The 22,055-nt window shown below is 69.2% G+C and carries 17 protein-coding genes; 13 read left to right on the forward strand and 4 right to left on the reverse strand.

Annotation, left to right across the window (positions count from 1 at the left end; genetic code table 11):
- Nucleotides 1-171 precede the first annotated feature (171 nt).
- The 9 genes from PcP3B5_RS16595 to paaZ all read left to right on the forward strand — a co-directional run bounded on the left by PcP3B5_RS16595 (nt 172) and on the right by paaZ (nt 9,158).
- Nucleotides 172-477, forward strand: a complete 306-nt coding sequence (locus PcP3B5_RS16595) for a DUF485 domain-containing protein (protein WP_043271749.1) — start codon at nt 172-174, stop codon at nt 475-477.
- Nucleotides 474-2,108 carry a cation acetate symporter gene (locus PcP3B5_RS16600; protein ID WP_061561901.1) on the forward strand — a complete coding sequence of 545 codons (1,635 nt, stop codon included), beginning with the start codon at nt 474-476 and terminating at the stop codon, nt 2,106-2,108. Before PcP3B5_RS16595 ends, PcP3B5_RS16600 begins: the two co-directional genes overlap by 4 nt.
- Before the next feature lie 323 nt (nt 2,109-2,431).
- Nucleotides 2,432-2,785: a DUF1428 domain-containing protein gene (locus PcP3B5_RS16605; RefSeq protein ID WP_061561902.1), complete on the forward strand. Its 354-nt coding sequence runs from the start codon at nt 2,432-2,434 to the stop codon at nt 2,783-2,785.
- Between the two features lie 362 nt (nt 2,786-3,147).
- Nucleotides 3,148-4,143: a 1,2-phenylacetyl-CoA epoxidase subunit PaaA gene (paaA, locus tag PcP3B5_RS16610; RefSeq protein WP_061561903.1), complete on the forward strand. Its 996-nt coding sequence runs from the start codon at nt 3,148-3,150 to the stop codon at nt 4,141-4,143.
- 17 nt (nt 4,144-4,160) lie between these two features.
- Nucleotides 4,161-4,442: a 1,2-phenylacetyl-CoA epoxidase subunit PaaB gene (gene paaB / locus PcP3B5_RS16615; RefSeq protein WP_061561904.1), complete on the forward strand. Its 282-nt coding sequence runs from the start codon at nt 4,161-4,163 to the stop codon at nt 4,440-4,442.
- 10 nt (nt 4,443-4,452) lie between these two features.
- Nucleotides 4,453-5,214 carry a 1,2-phenylacetyl-CoA epoxidase subunit PaaC gene (paaC, locus tag PcP3B5_RS16620; protein WP_061561905.1) on the forward strand — a complete coding sequence of 254 codons (762 nt, stop codon included), beginning with the start codon at nt 4,453-4,455 and terminating at the stop codon, nt 5,212-5,214.
- Nucleotides 5,201-5,734 (forward strand): 1,2-phenylacetyl-CoA epoxidase subunit PaaD, encoded by a 534-nt coding sequence (gene paaD, locus PcP3B5_RS16625; RefSeq protein WP_061561906.1) that lies wholly within the window; start codon nt 5,201-5,203, stop codon nt 5,732-5,734. Before paaC ends, paaD begins: the two co-directional genes overlap by 14 nt.
- A 25-nt stretch (nt 5,735-5,759) precedes the next feature.
- Nucleotides 5,760-6,836 (forward strand): 1,2-phenylacetyl-CoA epoxidase subunit PaaE, encoded by a 1,077-nt coding sequence (gene paaE / locus PcP3B5_RS16630; RefSeq protein WP_061561907.1) that lies wholly within the window; start codon nt 5,760-5,762, stop codon nt 6,834-6,836.
- A 270-nt stretch (nt 6,837-7,106) separates the two neighbouring features.
- Entirely contained in the window at nt 7,107-9,158 is a 2,052-nt protein-coding gene (paaZ, locus tag PcP3B5_RS16635) for a phenylacetic acid degradation bifunctional protein PaaZ (protein WP_061561908.1), read from the forward strand.
- A 639-nt stretch (nt 9,159-9,797) separates the two neighbouring features.
- Here the strand turns inward: paaZ and PcP3B5_RS16640 are convergent.
- The 3 genes from PcP3B5_RS16640 to PcP3B5_RS16650 all read right to left on the reverse strand — a co-directional run bounded on the left by PcP3B5_RS16640 (nt 9,798) and on the right by PcP3B5_RS16650 (nt 12,359).
- Entirely contained in the window at nt 9,798-10,085 is a 288-nt protein-coding gene (locus tag PcP3B5_RS16640; RefSeq protein ID WP_009622496.1) for a hypothetical protein, read from the reverse strand.
- A 69-nt stretch (nt 10,086-10,154) separates the two neighbouring features.
- On the reverse strand, nt 10,155-10,607 hold the full coding sequence (locus PcP3B5_RS16645; RefSeq protein ID WP_009622497.1) for a GNAT family N-acetyltransferase: 453 nt from the start codon (nt 10,605-10,607) through the stop codon (nt 10,155-10,157).
- 60 nt (nt 10,608-10,667) lie between these two features.
- A complete protein-coding gene (locus PcP3B5_RS16650; protein ID WP_061561909.1) occupies nt 10,668-12,359 on the reverse strand; it encodes a sensor domain-containing diguanylate cyclase in 1,692 nt (563 codons plus the stop codon).
- A gap of 264 nt (nt 12,360-12,623) precedes the next feature.
- On the opposite strand from PcP3B5_RS16650, the gene PcP3B5_RS16655 reads away from it, so the two are divergent.
- From PcP3B5_RS16655 to PcP3B5_RS16670, 4 genes are all read left to right on the forward strand, one after another.
- Nucleotides 12,624-14,315 (forward strand): putative bifunctional diguanylate cyclase/phosphodiesterase, encoded by a 1,692-nt coding sequence (locus PcP3B5_RS16655; RefSeq protein WP_061561910.1) that lies wholly within the window; start codon nt 12,624-12,626, stop codon nt 14,313-14,315.
- A 40-nt stretch (nt 14,316-14,355) separates the two neighbouring features.
- Nucleotides 14,356-18,837, forward strand: coding sequence for a PAS domain S-box protein (locus PcP3B5_RS16660; RefSeq protein ID WP_061561911.1), 4,482 nt, complete (start codon nt 14,356-14,358; stop codon nt 18,835-18,837).
- A gap of 116 nt (nt 18,838-18,953) precedes the next feature.
- Nucleotides 18,954-20,123: a GGDEF domain-containing protein gene (locus PcP3B5_RS16665; protein WP_061561912.1), complete on the forward strand. Its 1,170-nt coding sequence runs from the start codon at nt 18,954-18,956 to the stop codon at nt 20,121-20,123.
- Between the two features lie 407 nt (nt 20,124-20,530).
- Nucleotides 20,531-21,430 (forward strand): bestrophin family protein, encoded by a 900-nt coding sequence (locus tag PcP3B5_RS16670; RefSeq protein ID WP_061561913.1) that lies wholly within the window; start codon nt 20,531-20,533, stop codon nt 21,428-21,430.
- Nucleotides 21,431-21,472: 42 nt separating this feature from the next.
- On the opposite strand, the gene moaB is transcribed toward PcP3B5_RS16670, so the two are convergent.
- The gene (gene moaB, locus PcP3B5_RS16675) at nt 21,473-22,012 is read right to left on the reverse strand and encodes a molybdenum cofactor biosynthesis protein B (RefSeq protein ID WP_061561914.1); all 540 of its coding nucleotides are present in this window, start codon (nt 22,010-22,012) and stop codon (nt 21,473-21,475) included.
- Nucleotides 22,013-22,055 lie beyond the last annotated feature (43 nt).

Here is a 22,055-nt window from a genome sequence, read left to right on the forward strand (position 1 = left end):
CTACGAAAAGCCCTCTCCCGGCAACATCCCGACACGAACTTCGCCCGCACCACCCTCCCCGCCCCACGCCCGCTGAGCGACAATCAATTCCGATACGTAATTACAAACAAACAATATATTTACGTATCACACAAACCGCCTCGACAACCTCACAACAACAGAGAGCGCGCCATGACCCTGCCCCTGGAACGCCTCCGGGAACACCCGGACTTCCTCCTGCTCGTCCGCCGCAAGCAACGCCTCACCTGGTCCCTTACCGCCACCCTGCTGCTGGCCTACTACGGCTTCGTCCTGCTGGTGGCCTTCGCCCCCGGCCTGCTGGGCCGCCCGCTCGCCGGCGGGGTGACCAGCGTCGGCATGCTCGCCGGCGTCGGCCTGATCCTGCTCTCGGTGCTGCTCACCGGCCTCTACGTGCACCAGACCAACAAGGTGCTGGACCCGCTGAACGACCGGCTCAAGCAGGAGGCCCAGGCATGAAGGCCCTGTTCCTGCTCGCCGGCCTGGCGCTGTCCGAGCCGGCCCTGGCCGCCGGCGCCGAACGCCCGCTGAACTGGCACGCCATCGGCCTGTTCCTGGCCTTCGTCCTGTCCACCCTGGCCATCACCCGCTGGGCCGCCCTGCGCACCCGCTCGGCGGCGGACTTCTACACCGCCGGCGGCGGCCTCACCGGCATGCAGAACGGCCTGGCGATCGCCGGCGACATGATCTCCGCGGCGTCCTTCCTGGGTATCTCGGCGATGATGTTCGCCAGCGGCTACGACGGCCTGCTCTACGCCCTGGGCGTGCTCGCCGGCTGGCCGATCATCCTGTTCCTGATCGCCGAGCGCCTGCGCAACCTGGGCAAGTACACCTTCGCCGACGTGGTCGCCTACCGCCTGGAGCAGGCGCCGATCCGCATCACCGCGGCCTTCGGCACGCTGATCGTGGCGCTGCTGTACCTGGTGGCGCAGATGGTCGGCGCCGGCAAGCTGATCGAACTGCTGTTCGGCCTGAGCTACCTGCAGGCGGTGCTGGTGGTGGGCGCGCTGATGGTCTGCTACGTGACCTTCGGCGGCATGCTGGCCACCACCTGGGTGCAGATCATCAAGGCCGTGCTGCTGCTCTCGGGCACCAGCTTCATGGCCTTCATGGTGCTGCGCCACTTCGGCTTCAGCAGCGAGGCGATGTTCGCCGCGGCCAGCGAAGTGCACGCCAAGGGCATGGCGATCATGGCGCCGGGCGGCCTGCTGGCGAACCCGGTGGACGCCATCTCCCTGGCCCTGGGCATGATGTTCGGCACCGCCGGCCTGCCGCACATCCTGATGCGCTTCTTCACCGTCAGCGACGCCCGCGAGGCGCGCAAGAGCGTGTTCTACGCCACCGGCTTCATCGGCTACTTCTACCTGCTGCTGATCGCCGTAGGCTTCGGCGCCATCGTCATGGTCGGCAACAACCCGGCCTTCCGCACCGCCGAGGGCGCGCTGATCGGCGGCGGCAACATGGTCGCCGTGCACCTGGCCCAGGCGGTGGGCGGCAACCTGTTCCTCGGCTTCATCTGCGCGGTGACCTTCGCCACCATCCTCGCGGTGGTAGCGGGCCTGGCGCTGTCGGCGGCCTCGGCGGTGTCCCACGACCTCTACGCCTGCGTGCTGCGCAAGGGCCAGGCCAGCGAGGCCGAGGAAATGCGCGTGTCGCGCCTGGCCACCCTGGGCATCGGCGTGCTGGCGGTGATCCTCGGCGTGCTCTTCGAGTCGCAGAACATCGCCTTCCTCTCCGGCCTGGTGCTGGCCATCGCCGCCTCGGTGAACTTCCCGGTGCTGTTCCTCTCGATGTTCTGGCGCGGCCTGACCACCCGCGGCGCGGTGGCCGGCAGCCTGGCCGGCCTGCTCACCGCCATCGCCCTGCTGGTGCTCGGCCCGCCGGTGTGGGTGGCGGTGTTGGGCAACGCCGAAGCGGTGTTCCCCTACAGCAACCCGGCGCTGTTCTCCATGAGCGCGGCCTTCCTGGCGGCCTGGGGGTTCTCGGTGAGCGACCGCTCGGCGCGGGCGGAAGCGGAGCGTGGGCGGTACCTGGGGCAGTTCATCCGGTCGATGACGGGGATTGGGGCGGCGGTGGCCAGTCGGCATTGAGAGGTAAGGCTTGGCTTCATCGTCAAGCGGACCTCCGCTCCCTCTCCCCAGCCCTCTCCCTGAAGGGAGAGGGAGCCGTCCGGCGTGGACGGGAAGTCAAGCGTCAGCCGGGAACCGCAGGAGTACTCGGATGCTTCAGCAGGCAGAGGACAGTCCCCTCTCCCTTCAGGGAGAGGGTTAGGGAGAGGGCGCTCTCAAACCCAGCCCCCGACCGCCCATCACCTTCCGCCACACCCCTGTCGATACTCCCCCACCCTGAACGACTAGCAATCGACCCCCACGGGAGACCCACCTCCCCCTCAAACAGCAAAGGGAGCCCCACCATGAACTACATCGACGGCTTCATCGTCCCCGTCCCCACTGCCAACCGCGAGGCCTACACCGAGCTGGCCCGCAAGGCGGCGGTGGTCTTCAAGGAGTACGGCGCGCTCAGCGTGGTCGAGTGCTGGGGCGACGACGTCCCCGAAGGCAAGCTGACCTCCTTCCCCATGGCCGTGAAACGCAAGGACGACGAGGCCGTGGTGTTCTCCTGGATCACCTGGCCGTCCCGCGAGGTACGCGACGCCGGAATGAAGAAGGTCATGGAAGACCCACGCCTGAAGGACAACTTCCAGTCCATGCCCTTCGACGGCCAGCGCATGATCTTCGGCGGCTTCCAGATGATCGTCGACGCTTGAACCGATACCGGCGCCCGCCCCGGCGGGCGCCATCGAAAACACACATTCCAACCTGAGCCGAATTTTACGTATCGCTTTAACCCCTCCATTCATCACTCCGGTATCGCGCCGGAGCCGCGACCACCCGCCAGATCCAGGCCCTCCTCTATCATCACGTTCACCGCCAGATAGCCGCAAATTCCAGCAACCAGTCACTACAAGCCTTCCACTGGCGCCCAACGTTCCACCCCCGTCTACCCCCAAAGCGATACAAAAAACACATACGACACACTATTTAGTGTTAGACATTGCTTTCTGTATCATTTAAAAATAGCGCCATGGCCAAGGCCTCCCCACAACAGAACAAAGGCTGGAGACACAGCATGTATGCACAACTGGTCGAGACTGGCGTAAAGCGCGTCAAGTCGCTCGAGGACATGTCCCCCGAGGAGCGTGCCTTCCAGGAGAAGATCGACGCCGAGATCAAGATCGAGGCGAAGAACTGGATGCCCGACGCCTACCGCCAGACCCTGATCCGGCAGATTTCCCAGCACGCCCACTCGGAAATCGTCGGCATGCTGCCGGAGGGCAACTGGGTCACCCGCGCGCCGACGCTCAAGCGCAAGCTGCAGCTGATGGCGAAGATCCAGGACGAAGCCGGCCACGGCCTGTACCTGTACAGCGCCATGGAAACCCTCGGCGCCGACCGCGACGAGGAAGTCGCCAAGCTGCACGCCGGTCGCGCCAAGTACTCCAGCATCTTCAACTACCCGACGCTAAACTGGGCCGACATGGGCGCGGTGGGCTGGCTGGTGGACGGCGCCGCCATCGTCAACCAGGTGGTGCTGCAGCGCACCTCCTACGGCCCCTATTCGCGCGCGATGATCCGCATCTGCAAGGAAGAGAGCTTCCACCAGCGCCAGGGCTACGAAATCCTCCTGACCATGATGCGCCACGGCACCCAGGCGCAGAAGGACATGGTCCAGGACGCCATCGACCGCCTCTGGTGGCCGGCACTGATGATGTTCGGCCCCAGCGACGAGCACTCGCCCAACAGCGCCCAGTCCATGGCCTGGAAGATCAAGCGGCAGAGCAACGACGAGCTGCGCCAGCGCTTCGTCGACCAGACCGTGCCGCAGCTGGAACTGCTCGGCTGCACCGCCCCCGACCCGCACCTGAAGTGGAACGAGGAACGCGGCCACTACGACTTCGGCGAAATCCAGTGGGAAGAATTCTACGAAGTGCTCAAGGGCAACGGCCCGTGCAACGCCGAGCGCGTCGCCACCCGCCGCAACGCCATCGAGAGCGGCGCCTGGGTCCGCGAAGCCGCGGTCGCCCATGCCCGTAAAAAACAACAACGCAAACGCGACGCCGCCTGAGCCGCGAGGAGAACACCATGAGCGAATGGACCCTTTTTGAAGTCTTCGTGCGCAGCAAGCACGGCCTCAACCACAAGCACGTCGGCAGCGTGCATGCCGCCGACGCCGCGATGGCCATCGAGAACGCCCGCGAGCTGTACACCCGCCGCAACGAAGGCGTGAGCCTGTGGGTGGTGCCCTCGGCGCTGATCACCGCCTCCTCGCCCGACGAGAAGGACCCGCTGTTCGACCCGGCGCAGGACAAGGTCTACCGCCACGCCAGCTTCTACAAGCTGCCGCCCGAAGTCGGCCACATGTGAGATCGCGTGCATGAACCCGCATAACGACAAGATCGAATACCTGCTGCGCCTCGCCGACAGCGCCCTGGTCCAGGGCCAGCGCCTGTGCGAATGGTGCGGCCGCGCCCCGGCCCTGGAAGAAGAGCTGGCGCTGATGAACGTCGGCCTCGACCTGGTCGGCCAGGCGCGCAACTGGTACGAGTACGCAGCCGAGCTGCTGGACGACGGCCGCGACGCCGACCACCTGGCCTTCCGCCGCGACGAGCGCGCCTTCCGCAACCTGCTGCTGGTCGAGCAGCCCAACGGCGACTTCGCCGTGACCATGGCCAAGCAGTTCCTCTACGACGCCTGGCACTTCCACGTGCTGCGCGCCCTCAGCGATTCCAGCGACGCGCGCATCGCCGCCATCGCCGCCAAGGGCCTGAAGGAAGTCACCTACCACCTGCGCCGCTCCGGCGAGTGGATCGAGCGCCTGGGCGACGGCACCGAGGAAAGCCACGCGCGCATGCTGGCGGCGATTCCGCAGGTATGGCGCTTCACCGTCGAGATGACCAACGCGGATGAGGTGGAACAGCGCCTGTTCGCCGAGGGCGTGGCGCCCAACCCGGAAGAGCTGGCCGCCGCCTGGCGCGCCAAGGTCGCCGACATCTTCGCCAGCGCCACCCTGCCGCTGCCCGAGCCCGCGGTGCACTTCTACCTCAGCGGCCGCCGCGGCCTGCACACCGAGCACCTGGGCATCCTCCTGGCCGAGATGCAGTTCCTCCAGCGGGCCTACCCCGATGCGACCTGGTGAGCTGATCGCCAGCGACCGCGGCGCGCGCGCAGGCTCCGCCGACGACCTCAGCCGCGCCTGGCACGTGCTGGGCCAGGTGATGGACCCGGAAGTGCCGGTGGTCAGCGTGGTCGACCTCGGCATCGTCCGCGGCCTGGACTGGTACGGCGGGCACCTGCACGTGGTGGTCACCCCCACCTACTCCGGCTGCCCGGCCACCGAGGTCATCGAGCAGGACATCCAGCAGGCCCTGGAACACGCCGGCTTCGCAGCGCCGCAGCTGGAACGCCGCCTGGACCCGGCCTGGACCACCGACTGGATCAGCGACGCCGGCCGCCAGGCGCTGCGCGAATACGGCATCGCCCCGCCGGCCGGCAGCACCAGCAAGCGCAGCCTGCTCGGCGAGACACCGGAAGTGCGCTGCCCGCAGTGCGGCAGCCTGCACACCGAGCAGCTCAGCCAGTTCGGCTCCACGGCCTGCAAGGCGCTGTACCGCTGCCTCGATTGCCGCGAACCCTTCGACTATTTCAAGTGCATCTGAGCGGCCTCGCCGCCGGAGAAGAACAATGAGCAAATTCCACAGCCTGAAGATCCGCGAAGTGCGCCCGGAGACCCGCGACGCCGTGTCCATCGCCTTCGACGTCCCCCAGGACCTGCAGGACAGCTTCCGCTTCGAGCAGGGCCAGCACCTGGTGGTGCGCGCCCAGCTGGACGGCGAGGAAGTGCGCCGCTCCTACTCCATCTGCAGCGGCGTCAACGACGGCGAGCTGCGCGTGGCGATCAAGCGCGTGCCCGGCGGGCGCTTCTCGGCCTACGCCAACGAGGCGCTGAAGGCCGGCGCCAGCCTGGAAGTGATGCCGCCGGCCGGCCACTTCAACGTGCAGCTGGATGCGGCGCGCCACGGCAACTATCTGGCGGTGGCCGCCGGCAGCGGCATCACGCCGATCCTGTCGATCGTCAAGACCACCCTGGAAAGCGAGCCGCACAGCCGCGTCACCGTGCTCTACGGCAACCGCTCCAGCAACGCCGCGATGTTCCGCGAACAGCTGGAAGACCTGAAGAACCGCTACCTGCAGCGCCTCAACCTGATCTTCGTGTTCAGCCGCGAACAGCAGGACGTGGACCTCTACAACGGCCGCATCGACGCCGACAAGTGCGGCCAGCTGTTCAGCCGCTGGCTGGACGTGAAGCACCTCGACGCCGCCTTCATCTGCGGCCCGCAGGCGATGACCGAGACCGTGCGCGACCAGCTCAAGGCCAACGGCATGCCGGCCGAGCGCATCCACTTCGAACTGTTCGCCGCCGCCGGCAGCGAGAGCAAGCGCGAAGCCCGCCAGGCCGCCGCCGCGAGCGACAGCGGCAAGAGCCAGGTCACGGTGATCAGCGACGGCCGCGAACTCTCCTTCGAACTGGCGCGCAACAGCGTCAGCGTGCTCGACGCCGGCAACGCCCAGGGTGCCGAGCTGCCCTACTCCTGCAAGGCCGGCGTGTGCTCCACCTGCAAGTGCAAGGTGATCGAAGGCGAAGTGGAGATGGACAGCAACTTCGCCCTGGAAGACTACGAAGTGGCGGCCGGCTACGTGCTCAGCTGCCAGGCCTTCCCGCTGAGCGACAAGGTGGTCCTCGATTTCGACCAGCTCTGACTGCTCTTCGTAGGCCACGATGATGGGTATCGCTTCGCTCAACCCATCCTACGCGGTCTCCATGTAGGAGCGCGCCCTGCGCGCGAATCGCGGGCAGGGCCCGCTCCTACAAAGAGCCAGGTTTCACCGCCCCGGGCCCAAAAGGCCCCTGGCGTCCCTGATCCGGCGGCCTTTTCCCGCCACCGTTCCAACGCGCCGCCGCAGCCCACCCGGCTACGGCGGTCACCGGCCGCGGCCGGAACCCTTGCGTACCTTTTGGAGGATAGAGTGATGGCCCAAGAGCCCACCCTGCAGAGTTTCATCGGCGGCCGCTGGATCGGCCAGCATGGCGCCCAGGCGCTGCGTAGCGCACTGAACGGCCAGCTCGTGGCGCGTACCCACGAAGAGGCCCCGGACTTCGCCGAAGCCGTGGCCCACGCCCGCCAGAGCGGCCTGGCCGCACTCATGGCCATGGACTTCCAGCAGCGCGCCCAGCGCCTGAAGGCCCTGGCCCTGTACCTGACCGAGCGCAAGGAACAGCTCTACGAGATTTCCCGCCACACCGGCGCCACCCGCGCCGACAGCTGGATCGACATCGAGGGCGGCGCCGGCACCCTGTTCGCCTACGCCGGCGTCGGCGGCCGCGAGCTGCCCTCCGGCAACGTGGTCCACGAAGGCCCCGCCATGCCCCTGGGCAAGACCGGCAAGTTCGCCGGCAGCCACATCCTGGTGCCGCGCGGCGGCATCGCCGTACACATCAACGCCTTCAACTTCCCCATCTGGGGCATGCTGGAAAAGTTCGCGCCCAGCTTCCTGGCGGGCATGCCCTGCATCGTCAAGCCGGCCACCGCCACCAGCTACGTGACCGAAGCGGCCGTGCGCCTGATGCACGAATCCGGCCTGCTGCCGGCCGGCAGCCTGCAGCTGATCATCGGCGGCACCGGCGACCTGCTCGACCGCCTGCAGGGCCAGGACATCGTCACCTTCACCGGCTCCGCCGACACCGCCGCCAAGCTGCGGGTGAACCCCAACCTGATCCGCAACTCGGTGCCCTTCAACGCCGAGGCCGACTCGCTGAACTGCGCCATCCTGGCCCCGGACGTCACCCCGGACGACGAGGAATTCGACCTCTTCGTCAAGGAAGTGGCCCGCGAGATGACCGTCAAGGCCGGGCAGAAATGCACCGCCATCCGCCGCGCCATCGTCCCGGCCAGGCACATCGACGCCGTGGCCGAGCGCCTGCGCGAGCGCCTGGCCAAAGTCGTGGTCGGCGACCCGTCGGTGGAAGGCGTGAAGATGGGCGCCCTCGCCTCCCACGCCCAGCAGGCCGACGTGGCCGAGCGCGTGGAAGCGCTGCTGAAATCCAGCGAGCTGGTCTTCGGCGCGAAGGACGGCTTCGCCCCGCGCGGCGAAGGCGTGAGCGAAGGCGCGTTCTTCGCCCCCACCCTGCTGCGCAGCCGCGACCCGCATGCCGAAGGCGGCGCCCACGACATCGAGGCCTTCGGCCCGGTCAGCACCCTGATGGCCTACGACGACCTCGACGAAGCCATCGCCCTGGCCGCGCGCGGCAAGGGCAGCCTGGTGGCCAGCCTGATCACCCGTGATCCACAGGTCGCGGCCAAGGTGGTTCCGGTGATGGGCGCCCTGCACGGCCGCCTGCACATCCTCGACCGCGAGTCGGCGGCCGAATCCACCGGCCACGGCTCGCCGCTGCCGGTGCTCAAGCACGGCGGCCCGGGCCGCGCCGGCGGCGGCGAGGAGCTGGGCGGCGTGCGCGCGGTCAAGCACTACCTGCAGCGCACCGCGGTACAGGGCTCGCCGACCATGCTGATGGCGGTCACCGGCGAATACGTGCGCGGCGCCAAGGTCTACGAGACCGACGTGCACCCGTTCCGCCGCTACTTCGACGAGCTGAAGATCGGCGAATCCCTGCTGACCCACCGGCGCACCGTCACCGAGGCCGACCTAGTCAACTTCGGCTGCCTGTCGGGCGACCACTTCTACATGCACTTCGACGAGCTGGCGGCCAAGGACTCGCAGTTCGGCAAGCGCATCGCCCACGGCTACTTCGTGCTCTCGGCGGCCGCCGGCCTGTTCGTCTCCCCCGGCGTCGGCCCGGTGCTGGCCAACTACGGCCTGGACACCCTGCGCTTCATCAACCCGGTGGGCATCGGCGACACCATCCAGGCCCGCCTGACCTGCAAGCGCAAGATCGACCAGGGCAAGAAGAGCCCCAAGGGCGAGCCGCAAGGCGTGGTCGCCTGGGACGTGGAAGTCACCAACCAGCTCGGCGAGCTGGTGGCCAGCTACGACATCCTGACGTTGGTGCTCAAGCGCGGTTGATCTCTCCTACTTCGGTGTCACCCTCGACCGGCCCCAGGGCCGGTCTTTTTTTTGCGTTCGTGCAGAGCCCCCTCACCCCAGCCCTCTCCCGGGGGGAGAGGGAGCCGTTCGGAGTGGGTGGGGAGTTCGGGGTCATCCCGATCGGATGTTTCATCGTAGGGCGGATAGAGTCCGCTCGGTTCCAGGAAGCACGGCTTTTCGTAGGATGGCGTTGAGCGAAGCGATACCCATCACCCCGGCAGCATGGGTTTCGCAAGCTCAACCCATCCTACGAAAAGCACTCCCACCCCACCGGCAAACACGACGCCGCGTAGGATGGCGTTGAGCGAAGCGATACCCATCACCACGGCAGCATGGGTATCGCAAGCTCAACCCATCCTACGAAGAGCACATCGGCGCAAGACAGTTGCTCCTACCCCACCGGCGAAACACGACGCCGCGTAGGATGGCGTTGAGCGAAGCGATACCCATCACCACGGCAGCATGGGTATCGCAAGCTCAACCCATCCTACGAAGGGCACATCGGTGCAAGACAGTTGCTTCTACGACCGTGCTTCATGGAACCGTAGGAGCGGACTCTGTCCGCGATTCGGCGGATAAAGGTTCGCGAGCAAGCTCGCTCCTACAGGGATGGCGCGATCAGACCAGCAGTTCCGGCTCGACCATGTCGCATTCGAAGCTGATCCGCCCACCGGCCTCATCGGCGCTGCCGCCGGTGATCGGCCCGTAGTAGTTGAGGCCGTTATCCAGGCTCACGCAGACGTGAGTCGGCTCCTCCGGCGCATCCAGCTGCCCCTGGAACACCAGCTCCATCACCCCCGGCTCCAGGGTACGCAGCTCGACGGCGATGGCCGGGTTGTCCACGGCCTCGGTTTCGCGCCCCCGGTGCTCGGCGCTGACGGTGACGGTGGCGGTGAAGTGCGGCATGAAGTGCTCCAGGGCTGGGGAAATGAATGCGGGCGCCAATCTGCCCGGCGCGGCGGCGCCTGGCAAGGGTCAGCCGACGTGAAAGCGAAAGCGCAGGTGCGGCCAGGCCTCGGGATCGTCCACCGGCAGCGGCACGGTGCCGCACGGCACCACCCGCAGCCAGAACGCCAGGGCGTTGCGATTGCCGGTCAGCACGTTGAGCTGCCAGTCGCCGGGCTGCCCTTCGAACAGCGTCCAGGCCGCGGCGCGGCCCACGCCCTGGCGGCGGAACGCCTGGCCGACATAGAACTCGGCCAGCTCGTGCAGCCCCGGCCGCTCCAGGGCGCGCACCAGGGCGAAGCCGGCCACCTGGCCGTCGACGCGGATCAGGTAGGGCCGGCGCCCGGGCTCCAGCCAGTACAGCGCCAGGTACGGGTACAGGTCCGACTCGACGCCGAGCTCGCGCAGGTAGCCCGGCAGCATGGCCGCCAGCAGCGGCTCCTCGTCCGGGCCGGCGACCTGCACTTCGACTTGCGGGTTCACGGTGGCCTCCCTTGGGCGGTGCTCCCTGCACCATAGCCCAAGGCAGGCCATCCGGCCCGTTCAGAGGTACTCGATGCGGTTGCGCCCGGCCTGCTTGGCGCGGTACAGCGCCAGGTCGCTGCGCGACAGCACCGCCTCGGCCGTGGCGTCACCGGCGAGCATGTCGGCCACGCCGATGCTCAGCGTCAGCGGGATACGCTCGCCGGCATGCAGCAGCGGCGTCTGCGCCAGGTGCTCCTGCAGGCGCTGGGCGAAGGCCACGGCATTGTCGCGGCTGGCATCGCTGAGCAGTACGGCGAACTCCTCGCCGCCCATGCGCCCGACGCAGTCGCTGCGCCGCACCAGGCCGGCGAGCACGTCGGCGAAATGGCGCAGCGCCAGGTCGCCCACCGCGTGGCCCCAGCGGTCGTTGATCGCCTTGAAGTGGTCCAGGTCGCACATCAGCACCGCGGCGCTGCGCTCGCCGCCGCGCTGCACGCGGCCCAGCTCGGCCTGCAGCTGGTGCATGAAGCAGCGCCGGTTGGGCAGCTGGGTGAGGAAGTCGGTGGTGGCCAGCACCTGCAGCTCGGCCTCGATGCGCTTGCGCTCGGTGATGTCGGTGATGAAGCCGTGCCAGAGCACGCTGCCGTCGGCCTGGCGGCGCGGGTGGGCGTTGCCCTGGCGCCAGCGCAGGCCCTGGTCCGGCAACTGCACGCGGTACTCCAGCTGCCAGGGCACCAGGGTCCGCGCCGAGGCCTCCAGCGCGGCCAGGTAGCGCGGCATGTCCTCGTCGTGGATGATCGCGCGGATGCGCTCGGTGGGGCCGTCGGCCAGTTCCTCCGGGGCCATGCCGTAGATTTCCCGGCTGCCGGCGCTGACGTAGGGGAAGCGCGCCGAGCCGTCGGGCAGGCGGCGGTACTGGAAGACCATGCCGGGAATCTCGTTGGTCAGGTCGGTGAGCAGTTCGAGGTTCTGCCGCAGCTTCTCGGCCAGCACGCGCTGGGCGGTGATGTCGGTGGTGGTGCCGAGCATGCGCAGCGCCCGCCCCTGCTCGTCGCGCTCGACCACCTTGCCGCGGCTGCACACCCACATGTAGCTGCCGTCCTTGCGGCGGATGCGGTGCTCCACCTCGTAGGCCGCGGTCTGCCCGGCGAAGTGCGCCTCCATGGTCGCCCTGACGTAGGCCAGGTCGTCGGGGTGCACGCGGGCGTAGCTTTCCTCGATGCGCTCGCCGATCTCGTCCTCGGCGTAGCCCAGCAGGGCCTTCCAGCCGGAGGAGTAATGGATGACGCCGCTGGGCACGTGGCGGTCCCAGATGCCGGTGCCGCTGCCCTCCACCGCCAGCGCCAGGCGCCGCTCGGTGATGCGGGTGCGCTCGGCGCCGCACTCCAGTTCCAGCAGCGCGGCGGCCAGGCCGGCGTATTCGGCCAGGGCCTCGGCCTGGGGAGCGTCCAGCTCGCGCGGGCGCTCGCCCAGCAGCCAGAGCTGCCCCAGCGGCAGGCCGTCGGCCGAGCGCAGCGGGCACAGGTGCCGGAACGCCCAGCGCGCGGCCAGCGCCGCCGCGCCGTCGTCGGGGAGCCCGCCCGGGCGTTCCAACCAGGCCCTGTCCTCGGCGCCCAGGCCAAGGCAGGCGCACAGCCGCCAGGCGCCGCCGTCATCGCGCATCAGCACCGCCGCATCCAGGGCCAGGTGGCCCAACGCCAGGCGCAACAGCCCGGCATGGTGGCGCTCGCCCATACTCTCCATCGCGTATCCCGTACTCACGGACTGCATCTGCACACTGCTCGCTCAGGCACCCAGGGAACCGCCGGGAAAGTCGGCCGTCGTTTCGAGTCTATCCATAATGGCGTTCTGGCGTCATGACAGCCCATCAGCTGACAGACACAGCTCATCGGCCACTGTCCGCGCGGCATTCCCGAGAAAAACATGCCAATTCGCCATCATGCAGAGGTAGGCTTTCGTAATCTAGGCTAGCCTCATGCCAGAATTTTCCTACACCAGAATTCTCCTACAAAAGTGTTCCGCTGGAGCAATGGAATGCCGGAAGATCCGCGTAACTTCGACTCGGTCATCCTGATCGTCGACGACCAGGTCAGCGACATACAGCTGCTGGGCGAGGCGGCCAGGGGGCTGGGCGTGACGCACTTCGCCTCGGACGGCCGCCAGGCCCTCGAACTGGCCCGGCGCATCCGCCCGGACGTGGTCCTGCTGGACATCGAGATGCCCGGCATGGACGGCTTCGAGGTGTGCCAGGCGCTGATGGCCGACGCCAAGCTCAACGACGCCGCGGTGATCTTCGTCACCGCCTACGACCAGGTGTCCCACGAGCTGCGCGCCCTGCAGATGGGCGGCGTGGACTTCATCACCAAGCCGATGAACCTGCCGGTGGCCCGCGCGCGCATCCGCACCCACGCACGTCTGCGGCACATGGCGAAGATCCTCGCCAACCAGGACCCACTGACCAACCTGCCCAACCGCGCCCTGCTCGCCGACCGCATGGCCCAGGCCATCGAGGGCGCGCGGCGCAACCAGCAGCGCGTCGGCCTGTTGCTGCTGGACCTGGACAACTTCAAGGCGGTCAACGACGCCGAGGGCCACTCCCTGGGCGACGCCATCCTGCAGGAGACCGCCCTGCGCCTCAGCCGCCAGTGCCGGGCCATGGACACCGTGTGCCGGCCGGGCGGCGACGAGTTCGCCGTGCTGCTGCCGGAGGTGCACAGCCTGGAGTCCATCGGCGACTTCGCCGCGAGGGTGCAGGCGGCCCTGGGCGAGCCCTACGTCATCCGCGGCACCAGCTACCACCTCACCGCCAGCATCGGCATCAGCCTCTACCCCGACGACAGCGACGGCGCCGAGGACCTCTACCGCCACGCCGACGCCGCCATGTACCAGGCCAAGGCCGCCGGGCGCAACGGCTACAGCTTCTTCTCGGCGGACATCGAGGCGCGCATGCGCGAGCGCCACCTGCTCGAACGGCACATGCGCCTGGCCCTGGAGCTGGGTGTGTTCGAGGTGTTCTACCAGGCCAAGGTGCACGCCGCCACGCGCGCCATCGTCGGCGTCGAGGCGCTGATCCGCTGGCGCGACGGCGAGGGCCGCCTGGTGCCGCCGGCGGAGTTCATCCCGCTGGCCGAGGAAACCGGGCTGATCGTGCCCATCGGCCAGCAGATCCTCCTGCGCGCCTGCCAGGACGCCCGCGCCTGGAACGATGCCGGGCACGCGCTGACGGTCAGCGTGAACATCTCGGCGGTGCAGTTCCGCAGCGAGAGCTTCGTCGACCAGGTGGCCGAAATCCTCGCCCAGACCGGCATGCAGCCGGGCAACCTGGAACTGGAGATCACCGAGGGCGTGCTGGCCAGCGACCGCTACGCCTCGCGCCAGACCCTGGCGGCGCTGCGCGAGCTGGGGGTGCGCATCGCCATCGACGACTTCGGCACCGGCTACTCCAGCCTGGCCTACCTCAAGCGCTTCCCGGTGGACGTGTTGAAGATCGACCAGAGCTTCGTCCGCGACATGCTCCAGGACCGCAGCGACGCGGCGATCATCGAGGCCATCATCAAGCTCGCCCAGGCCCTGGGCCTGGAGCTGGTGGCCGAAGGGGTGGAATGCCCGAACCAGGAGCGCGCGCTGGCGGCGCTGGGCTGCCCGGTGATGCAGGGTTACCTCTACTGCCGCCCGGTGCCGCGCGACGACATGAGCCGCCTGCTGGCCGACGGCCTGCAAGCATGAACCTCCGTGCCACGGGCACCACCGCAACGGGAAGGATCGGGTGAAGACGACACCGGGCAACCTCAGGTTCAACCGCTGGTCCTGGGCCGTCCTGGCCCTGGGCGTGCTCTGCTCGGCCCTCGGCGCCGCCCTGGTGCAGCGCGGCAACCAGCAGCAGGCGCGCGCCGCCGTGGCCCAGGAGGCCAACCGCCTGGCCGACACCGTGCTGGCGCGCATCGAGCTGTACCAGTACGGCCTGCGCGGCGCCCGTGGCGCGGTGCTGACCGCGGGCGAGGCGCACATCAGCCGCGAGGTCTTCCACCGCTACGCCCAGACCCGCGACGTCGCCCGGGAGTTTCCCGGCGCCCGCGGCTTCGGCTTCGTCCGCCGGGTGCCGGCCGGGGCGCTCGACGACTTCCTGCGCAACGCCCGCGCCGAAGGCCGGCCGGACTTCGCCGTGCACGAGGTGAAGCCCAACCCCGGCGAGCGCTACGTCATCCAGTACATCGAGCCGGAACAGCCCAACCTGGCCGCCATCGGCCTGGACGTGGCCTCCGAGCCGCGCCGCCAGCAGGCCGCCCAGGCGGCGCTGCGCACCGGGCTGCCGCGGCTCTCCGCGCCCATCACCCTGGTGCAGGCTTCCGGCGCATCCCAGCAGTCCTTCCTGATGCTGCTGCCCATCTACCGCGGCGGCGTCACCCCGGCCAGCATCGAACAGCGCGAGGCCCAGGCCATCGGCCTGGGCTACGCGCCGCTGCTGATGCGCGAGGTGCTCGACGACCTGCGCCTGGACGACGCCGCCGTGCACTTCCAGCTCGCCGACGTGACCGATGGGGAGCCCGGCGACATCTTCTACAGCAGCGCCGACGACGCCAAGGCGCCGCGGCTGTACCCGCAGAGCCTGCAGCGCGACGTGTTCGGCCGCCGCTGGCAGATCGACTTCAGCGCCCACCCGGCGTTCGTCCAGCGCCTGCACCCGCTCTCCCCGCCCCTGGTGTTCGGCGCCGGCTGCCTGGGCAGCCTGCTGCTGGCCGCCCTGCTCGGGGCCACCGCGGTCAGCCGCCAGCGCCGCGCCCAGGTGCTGGAGCAGCAGGCGCGGCTGGCGGCGATAGTCGAATCCTCCGCAGACGCCATCGCCGGCAAGAACCTGCAGGGCGAGATCACCAGCTGGAACGCCGGCGCGCAGAAGCTGCTCGGCTATACCGCCGAGGAAGTCCTCGGGCGCCAGGCCAACGGCCTGCTGGTGCCCGCCGAGCGGGTGGCCGAAGAGGAACCGCTGCTGCGCCGCGTGGCCCAGGGCGAGCGCCTGCCGCCCTTCGACACCCAGCGCCGACACAAGGACGGCCGGCTGATCGACGTGTCGCTGAGCGCCTCGCCCATCCGCGGCCCCCACGGCGAAGTGGTGGGCACCTCGACCACGGTACGCGACATCTCCGCGCAGAAGGCCGCCGAGGCGCGTATCCACGAACTCAACAGCGGCCTGGAGCGCCAGGTGGCCGAGCGCACCGCCGAACTCGCCGCGGCCAACCGCCTGCTGAGCGGCGTGCTGCACTCGGCCTCGGAGGTGTCGATCATCGCCACCGACGCCAACGGCATCATCCGCATCTTCAACCGCGGCGCCGAGCGCCTGCTGGGTTACCGCGCCGAGGAACTGGTCGGCCGCGCCACCCCGCAGGACCTGCACGCGGAGGAGGAACTGAGCACGCGCGCCGCCCAGCTGGGCGAGGAATACGGCCGCCCGGTGCCGGGCTTCCGCGCCCTGGTGCAGAAGGCCGAGGACGAAGGCGCCGAGACCCGCGAATGGACCTACCTGCGCAAGGACGGCAGCCGCGTGCCGATGAGCCTGGTGGTCACCGCCATGCGCGACGAGGGCGGCCAGGTCAGCGGCTACCTCGGCATCGCCGTCGACATCACCGAGCGCAAGGCCGCCGAGGACCGCCTGCGCCTGGCCCACGACCAGCTGGCCCTGGCCGCCGAAGCGGCCGGCCTGGGCATCTGGTGGTGGCGCCCGGCAGACGACACCCTGCACTGGAACGAGCGCATGTTCGAGCTCTACCAGCAGCCGCCGGCGCTCAACGGCAATGGCCTGTGCCTGGAGCACTGGCGCGAGCGCCTGCACCCGGACGACATTGATGCCACCCTCGCCAGCCTGAACGCCGCGGTGCAGGGCCAGGGCCACTACGAGCCGACCTTCCGCATCGTCCGCCCCGACGGCCAGGTGCGCTACATCCAGGCCGCCGCCCGCGTCGAGCGCGACGCCGACGGCACGCCGCTGCGCGTCACCGGCATCAACCTGGACATCACCCGCGAGCGCGAGATGCAGGCCTCGCTGCGCCAGGCCAAGGAGCAGGCCGACGCCGCCAACGCGGCCAAGTCCAGCTTCCTGGCCAACATGAGCCACGAGATCCGCACGCCGATGAACGCCGTGCTGGGCATGCTCTTCCTGGCCCGCCAGACCGAGCTGAACCCGCGCCAGCGCGACTACGTCGACAAGGCCCATTCCGCCGCCACCGCCCTGCTCGGCCTGCTCAACGACATCCTCGACTACTCCAAGATCGAGGCCGGCAAGCTGCTGCTGGAGGAGCACCCCTTCGAGCTGGAGACGCTGATGCGCGACCTCGCCGTGGTGCTCTCCGGCAACCTCGGCAGCAAGGACGTCGAGATGCTCTTCGACATCGACCCCAACCTGCCCGGCAGCCTGCTGGGCGATGCCCTGCGCCTGCAGCAGATCCTCATCAACCTGGCCGGCAACGCCATCAAGTTCACCGACCACGGCCAGGTGGTGGTCAGCGTCAGGCAGCTGGGCCGCGAGGGCGAGCGCCTGCGCCTGCGCATCGGCGTGCGCGACAGCGGCATCGGCATCGGCCCGGCGCAGCTGCAGAGCATCTTCGACAGCTTCACCCAGGCCGAGGCCTCCACCACCCGGCGCTTCGGCGGCACCGGCCTGGGCCTGTTCATCTGCAAGCGCCTGGTGGAACTGATGGGCGGCCGCCTGCAGGTGGAAAGCCAGCTGGGCTTCGGCAGCCGCTTCTGGTTCGACCTGGACCTGGCGGTGGTCGGCGAACGGCCGCTGAAGGCCGGCTGCGCCGTCATCGACCGGCCGCTGCGGCTGCTGGTGGTGGACGACAACCCCAGCGCCGCCGAACTGCTGCTGCGCACCTGCGAATCCCTGGGCTGGCAGGTCGACCAGGTCAGCGGCGGCATGCAGGCGGTGGCGCGCTACCGCGAGGCCACGGGCCAGGGCCTGAGCTACGACGTGGTGCTGATGGACTGGCGCATGCCCGACCTCGACGGCCTGCGCGCCGCGCGGCTGATCCAGCGCGAGGCCGGGGCGCACACGCCGCCGACAATCATCATGATCACCGCCTACGGCCGCGAGGTGCTGGCCGACGTGCGCGACGGCGACACCCCGCCCTTCATCGACTTCCTGACCAAGCCGGTCACCCCGCGGCAACTGGCCGACAGCGTGCAGCAGGCCCTGGGCGGCCAGGCCGCCGAGCCGGCCACGGCGCCCGCCGCCGACAGCAGGCGCCTGGCCGGGCGGCGCCTGCTGGTGGTGGAGGACAACGCGCTGAACCGCCAGGTGGCCGCCGAACTGCTGGCCAGCGAGGGCGCCGAGGTGCTGCTGGCCGAGGGCGGCCTGGAAGGCGTCGAGCAGGTGTGCCACGGCGGCGTGCCCCTGGACGCCGTACTGATGGACGTGCAGATGCCCGACATCGACGGCCTGGAGGCCACCCGGCGGATCCGCGCCGACGGCCGCTTCGCCGCCCTGCCGATCCTCGCCATGACCGCCAACGCCGCCCAGGCCGACCGCGAGGCCTGCCTGCTGGCGGGGATGAACGACCACATCGCCAAACCGATCGACAAGGAACACATGGTCAACCGCCTGCTGGCCCACCTGGAGGCGCCGCAGCGCGCGCGGGAAGCGCCGCCGCAGCTGCCGGAGGAAGACGCCATCGTCGAGGGCCGCGACAGCGTGCTGGGCCGCTTCGGCGGCGACGAGAAGCTGATCCACCGCGTGCTGCGCAGCTTCGAGCCGGAGATGGACAAGCTGCTGGGGCGCCTGGACATGCTGCGCGGCAGCGGCGACGTGAGCGCCAGCGCCGGCCTGCTGCACACCCTCAAGGGCAGCGCCGGCACCATGGGCGCCAGCGCCCTCGCCGCGCGCTGCGCGGCCCTGGAGAGCGACCTGCTGCGCACCCCGGCCGAGGCGCAGGCCGCTGCCCTCGCCGCGCTGCCGGTGGACGAGCTGCGGCAATTGCTGGCGGTGACACTGGCCGAGCTGCAGGCGCTGTTCGCCGAACCGCCCGGCCTGGCCCCGGGCACCGCCGCGCAACTCAGCCGCCCGCAGGTGCGCGAGCGGGTGGGGGAAATCCTCGGCCTGCTGGAGTCGGGCAACCTCGACGCCCTCGAACGCCTGGAGGCGCTGGCCCGCCACCAGCACGCCTGGCCGCGGCAGTTCCTGCGCTTCAACGACCTGGTCCAGGCCCTGGACTTCAAGGGCGCGCTGCAACTGGGCCGGGAGATGCTCGATGAGCTGTGAGCCGCGCGGCGGGCATGGCCGGCGTCCGTTCAAGCCGGCGGACATGTTGCCGACACACTCCTGCAGTAGCGTGCCTGGCGTGGGCCTGCGCGCGGCATCCCGATGAGGCGGGCGTCATGAGCTTACCCGAGCAACCCCTGGCCAGCAGCGAGCGGCACATCCCCGAGCACCTGCAGCCGGCCCTGCGCGCCTATGTGCTGCAGCACTACCGCGGCTTCCTGCTGGCGATCAACTTCATCGCCATGGCGGCCTACGACGCCTACGTCCTCGCCGACGCCGCGCTGATCCCGGACATGGCCCTGCAGTCGCTGCTGCTGCGCGGCGGGCTCAGCCTGGTCGGCCTGCTGAACATCTACCTGGTGTTCCGCCACAGCCGCAGCGTGCTGCTGATGGATCTGCTGATGCCGCTGCACGACATCGTCTCGGCCATCGCCTGGTTCGAACTGCTCAAGCGCAGCGCCTCGCCGGAGGTGCCCATCTTTCTCTACGCCTCGGTGGTGTTCATCGTCCTGGGCAACCTCGGCGTGCGCTATTCCTTCGCCGGCATCCTGGCCTGCTCCATCGCCATCTCGGCGGTGATCCTCGGCAACGTGGCGCTGATCCACGCCGGCGAGCCCAAGGCGCTGCTGGTGTTCACCCTGGTCTACCTGCCGGTGCTGGCCTTCAGCCTGTTCATCAGCTGGACCAACATCAACGGCGTGCGCCGGGCCTTCCTCGCCGACCTGGAGGGCCAGCGCCAACGCGCCGAACTGGCCGAGCTGAACCAGCGCCTGCAGGCCCTGGCCGCCACCGACGCGCTGACCGGCGTGGGCAACCGCCGCGCCTTCGACCTGCACCTGGAGCAGAGCTGGCGGCAGATGCGCAGCCACGGCCGGCCCTTCGCCCTGCTGCTGGCCGATATCGACTACTTCAAGCCGTTCAACGACCACTACGGCCACCCCGCCGGCGACCGCTGCCTGTGCGAGGTGGCGAACTGCATGGCCGACACCCTGCGCAGCGGCCAGGCCCGGGTGTTCCGCTACGGCGGCGAGGAATTCGTCATCCTCCTGCAGGTGGCCAGCCCGCTGGAGCTGCGCCAGGTCGCCGAGCGCCTGCGCGAGCGCGTAGCGGAACTGGACATCGAGCACCTGAAGCGCCCCGACCGCCTCTGCCACCTGACCATCAGCCTGGGCGGCGGGCTGTCCGACGGCGCCGCCGAAGCGGGCGAGCTGCTCGACCGCTGCGACCGCCTGCTCTACCAGGCCAAGCAACAGGGCCGCGACCGCGTGTGCCTGGCCGGCGACTAGCCGCCGCTGCCAGTTCCAGGGCCGGGAAAGGCCCGCCGGGATAGTTCGCTAAACGTTATTCCGTCCGAACTTTCCAGGGCCCGCTGCAATTGAAAGAACGCCGTCATCCACGGAACTTCCGACCACGCCACCCCTGTCGGCCATCGTCCTGAAAAGCCCGTGGCAAAGCGCCCGGAGCCTGGTCGCAAGAGGCCGATAGAGCACACTTATCGGCTGGTAACCAAAAGCGATTTGACGCTCCCGGGGCGTCTCTCTAGCCTCGGCGCAAGGCTGTGAAGACAGTTCCTCCGAATACGCCGCAAGCCCTCGACCGGCCATGCCCGGGCGCGAAGGCGAACGCCACCGCCGCGCGGCCGGCGACGCTGCATGAACCCGGCGGCCGACCGCCCCCTGTCCACGGAAGTACCATGATCGTTCACCCCCAGCCCAACGTGTTCAGCGTGCTGTTCACGCTCAAGGGCTCCATCGCCAAACGCATCGCCTGGCGCAGCCTGCTGGTCACCCTGCTGGCCTCGCTGATCGTGCTGGTCGAAAGCCGCCATCCGGCACTCTTCGCGCGGGTCAGCGCCACGCCCTTCACCCTGCTGGGGCTGTCGCTGTCGATCTTCATGAGCTTCCGCAACAACGCCTGCTACGACCGCTGGTGGGAGGGCCGCAAGGCCTGGGGCCAGGTGGTCGTCGAGATGCGCTCGTTCATCCGAGAAAGCGTCGCCATCACCGACGCCGCCCTGCGCGAACGCCTGCTGCGGGCGCTCTGCGGCTATGCCCACGCGCTCAACGCGCGGTTGCGCAACGAGGACGAACTGCAGGCGGCGCGGCCCTGGCTGGCGGCCGATGCGCCGGTGGCGCTGCACAACGTCAGCGACGGCATCCTCCAGCAGATCGGCGCGGCCTGCTCGGCGCAGGCCCGGCGCAACGCCCTGGGCGAGTGGCGCTACGTCACCCTGGAGCAGCGCCTGGTCGGGCTCAACGAGGCGCAGGCGGTGTGCGAGCGGATCAAGAGCACGCCGCTGCCCTTCCCCTACACCCTGCTGCTGCACCGCACCATCTACATCTTCTGCATCCTGCTGCCCTTCGCCATGGCCGAGCCGCTGGGCTGGATGGCGCCGCTGTTCACCACCATCGTCAGCTACACCTTCTTCGGCCTGGGCGCCATCGGCAACGAGCTGGAAGACCCCTTCGGCCGCGACGAGAACGACCTGCCCCTGGACGCCGTGGTCCGCGTCATCGAGCGCGACATCCTCGGCGCCCTCGGCGAGCGTGCGCTGCCGCGGCCGCTGGAGCCTGTGGACTGCATCTTCAGCTGAAGACGGCGGCGCCCGGCGCAGAGTGCGCCGGGCGACGAGGGCTCACTGCCGCGATTCGCAGCGCTGGCCGGGCTTGAGGTGGGCGACGAAGTTGCAGGGGCGGTGGCGGGCGTCGAGCTGTTCGGCGAGGATGCCTTCCCAGGCGGTGCGGCAGGCGTTGGTGGAGCCCGGCAGGCAGCACACCAGGGTGCCGTTGGCCAGGCCGGCCAGGGCGCGGGTCTGCACGGTGGAGGTGCCGATGTCGAGGATCGACAGGGCGCGGAACAGCTCACCGAAGCCCTCGACCTGCTTGTCCAGCAGGCAGGTGACCGCCTCGGGGGTGCTGTCACGGGCGGTAAAGCCGGTGCCGCCGGTCACCAGCACCACCTGGACGTCGTCGTCGGCGATCCAGGCGGCGACCTGGGCGCGGATCCTGTAGAGGTCGTCCTTGAGCAACACGCGGGCCGCCAGGCGGTGGCCGATCTCCATGCTGCGGCTGGCCAGCAGTTCGCCGGACGTGTCGTTGTCGAAGGTCCGGGTATCGCTGACGGTCAGCACGGCAATATTCAGCGGAACGAATTCCGCATTGGGTTTGACGCTCACGCCCTTGTCTCCGCGAAATTGAACTCGCAGCCACGCTAGAGAC

This window comes from Pseudomonas citronellolis (assembly GCF_001586155.1).
GTDB classification, from domain to species: Bacteria; Pseudomonadota; Gammaproteobacteria; order Pseudomonadales; family Pseudomonadaceae; genus Pseudomonas; species Pseudomonas citronellolis.